The 2,696-nt window shown below is 70.1% G+C and carries 2 protein-coding genes and 1 pseudogene; 2 read left to right on the plus strand and 1 reads right to left on the minus strand.

Annotated elements, in window-relative coordinates; translation table 11 throughout:
- Positions 1 to 92: 92 nt before the first annotated feature.
- A complete protein-coding gene (locus AC08OJ_RS16520; protein ID WP_476596199.1) occupies positions 93 to 971 on the plus strand; it encodes a hypothetical protein in 879 nt (292 codons plus the stop codon).
- Entirely contained in the window at positions 971 to 1,486 is a 516-nt protein-coding gene (locus AC08OJ_RS16525; protein WP_476596200.1) for a WS/DGAT domain-containing protein, read from the plus strand. The genes AC08OJ_RS16520 and AC08OJ_RS16525 overlap by 1 nt, the downstream gene beginning before the upstream one ends.
- A 398-nt stretch (positions 1,487 to 1,884) precedes the next feature.
- On the opposite strand, the pseudogene AC08OJ_RS16530 reads toward AC08OJ_RS16525, so the two are convergent.
- A pseudogene (locus AC08OJ_RS16530) lies at positions 1,885 to 2,646 on the minus strand (CapA family protein); the annotation flags it as partial.
- Positions 2,647 to 2,696 lie beyond the last annotated feature (50 nt).

Genomic DNA, 2,696 nt, shown 5'->3' on the forward strand with positions numbered 1-2,696 from the left:
TTTGGCGTGTTGACGTGTCAATCTGGTGAAGTTGCCCAGCCCGATTCCCGGGCCCGCGTCCCGCGCCCCCGGACGGGGCGGGGGAGCGTCTGATGGCCCTGCTCGACGTGGTCACGAAGGCCGGTTCCGAACGGGCGTACGCCCGTCCACTGACCTCGGGTGACCGAGCCTACCTCGCCTTCACCCGGCTCAATCCCGGGGAGTTCCAGGACGTCGGTGCGCTGCTGTTCATTGACGGCCCCCCGCTGGAGCTGGCGGACCTGCGGGCGCACGTCGCCGAGCGGCTGCGCAACCCCCGGGCACGGATTCTTACCGACCGTCTCGAGACTGTCGCGGTCCGGTGCTCCGGTCGCCGCCCGACGGCGAACGAGACCCTCTGGGTCTCCGGTCCGGGCATGAACGTCGACGATCACGTCGTCGCCCTGGACCTGCCGTCCGCCGCCGGTGCCAGCGGTGCCGACCGGGGCGTCGGTGGTGTCGGCGATGCGCGGCTGCGTGCCGCCGTCGATCGCATTGCCGCCCAGCCGATCGACATCAGCCGGCCGCCGTGGATGCTTTACCTGCTGCGCGCCCCGGGGTCGTCCGGGACGGTGCTGGTGTACCGGACCAGCCACATCCAGCAGGACGGCTTCGCGCTCTACCAGGCGCTGCACCTGCTCTTCGGGGGGAGGGCGAACTCGACCTCGGTCTGCCCCCCGCGATCCGTCGGCCGCGGCCCTCGGACTACGCGGGTTTCGTCGGCCGGGGGCTACGTTGCCTGGCTCCCACCCGTGCCCTCGACGCCTGGGGCGGACCGCCGGCCGGGCCGGCGCGACATTCCTGGGTCACCACCGATCTGGGCACGCTGCGCGCCGTGGCTCGCCACCACGATGTCACGGTCAACGACGTCTATCTCGCCGCGCTCGCCGGGGCGCTGCGGACGTGGTCCCTTCCCGAATGGCGCCGGGACCGGCAGCCCCTCCACGCGCTGATGCCCATCAGTTTCCGGACCGCCGCCGAACGGAACGTGCTGTCGAACTATTCCTCGGGCGTACGTGTCCCGCTTCCCTGCGGGGAGCCGGACCCCGGCCGGCGGTTGGCGTGGATCGCCGCGGAGACCCGTCGCATGAAGAAGGGCGGGCTGGGGGTGGTGGAACGTCACCACTTCTCCACCATGGCGACGATTGCCTCGCCCCGCATGCTCGCGGGCGCCGCCGCTTACCCGGCCCAGACCCGGAAGATGGCCCTGATGGCGAGCAACGTCCGAACGATGCGCGGGCCGCTGGCTGTCGCGGGACGTGCGGTGACCGGGCTGGTCGGCACGGGCCAACTACTCGTCGGACGTCAGCATCTGGCCATCGCCATGCTGGGCATCGACGAGCGGGTCGGTGTCACGTTCGTGGCCAGTGCCAGCGTGCCGAACCACGCCTGGCTGGGGCAGCTGTGGCTGGCGGAACTCGACGTGCTCAGCCGGCTGGTGCCCCCACGCCGGCGTGAGCGTGCCTGACGGACCGGTCCTGATCTTCCGGCCTTCGTCGCTGGCCGAGGCTGCCGAAGCGCTGGAGCACACCATCGAGGGTTCGCTCCTGGTTGGCGCAGCGACAGCACGCCGGGTGCGTTGAGGTCGAACTGTGTCCCGAAGTCGCGGCTGATCCTGGTGAGAACTCCCCGTAGCCACCCCGCGTCTTCGGGTACAGCGCGCCACAACCGCATCCGCCGTGCCTGCAGGGGCACCATCCGCAGGCCGGTCAGCGTCGCGCCGGGCGGGTCGGTGGAGATCTCGGCGGAGACGAAGTACGCCAGCCGCAGGTCGTCCCGGTACGTTTCGTAGCCGGTAATGCCCTCGTAGTCGTTGATGAAGTCGCCACAGCCGTACAGGACAAGCCGGTCCCGGTACACCTCGACGGGACGCGGATGGTGCGACGAGTGCCCGTGCACGACGTCGACACCGCCGTCGATGAGCCGGTGGGCGAAGCGGATCTGGTCGTCGTCTACGTCATAGCCCCAGTTGGATCCCCAGTGGATGGAGGCGACGACGAGGTCACCGGGGCGCTTCGCCCGCCGGGCGCGGGTGGTCACCTCCTCGGCGGTGGCGTCCGACAATTCGGGGACGACGTCTAGGCCGCCCCGGCCCGGGGCCGCGGCCCACGCCCGTGGAATGCCGCTGGAGGGCAGGCCGAACGAGAAGACCAGGACCCGCCGGCCCCCGCCGAGCGGGACCATGGCCGGTTTGCACGCCTCGTCCGCGTCGCGCCCGGCTCCCACCGCTCTCAGCCCGGCCGCGAACAACGCGTCGAGGGTCTCGACGAGCCCTCGGTGGCCGGAATCCAGCAGGTGGTTGTTCGCCAGCACGCACACATCGGGCCGGGCGGCGGCCAGGCAGGGAAGGTTGTCCGGACTCATCCGATAATGAACCGCCTTTCCGGCGGCGAAGTCATCGCACCGGGTGATGCTGTTTTCCAGGTTCACTACCCGAACATCGGGCTGGACCTCATCCAGCACGGGCAGTGCGTCACCCCAGGGCCAGGCGAAGTCGACCGGGCGAGGAATCGGGCCGTTCGCTGCTTCAGCCAGCTCGACATAGGCGCGGGCATCCCGGATATATCTCTCGGAAAGTCTCGGGTTGCCTGGATGCGGCAGAATCTGGTCGACGCCGCGGCCTAGCATCACATCGCCGCAGAGGAACAGCGTCACTGTGCCGTCGTGCACGGTTCCAG

This window comes from Frankia sp. CgKIO3 (assembly GCF_977946435.1).

Excerpts from the sequence above, each read along its gene's own strand:
- AC08OJ_RS16520 (WP_476596199.1), top strand. The coding sequence starts at position 93 with ATGGCCCTGCTCGACGTGGTCACGAAGGCCGGTTCCGAACGGGCGTAC.
- AC08OJ_RS16525 (WP_476596200.1), top strand. The coding sequence starts at position 971 with ATGCCCATCAGTTTCCGGACCGCCGCCGAACGGAACGTGCTGTCGAAC.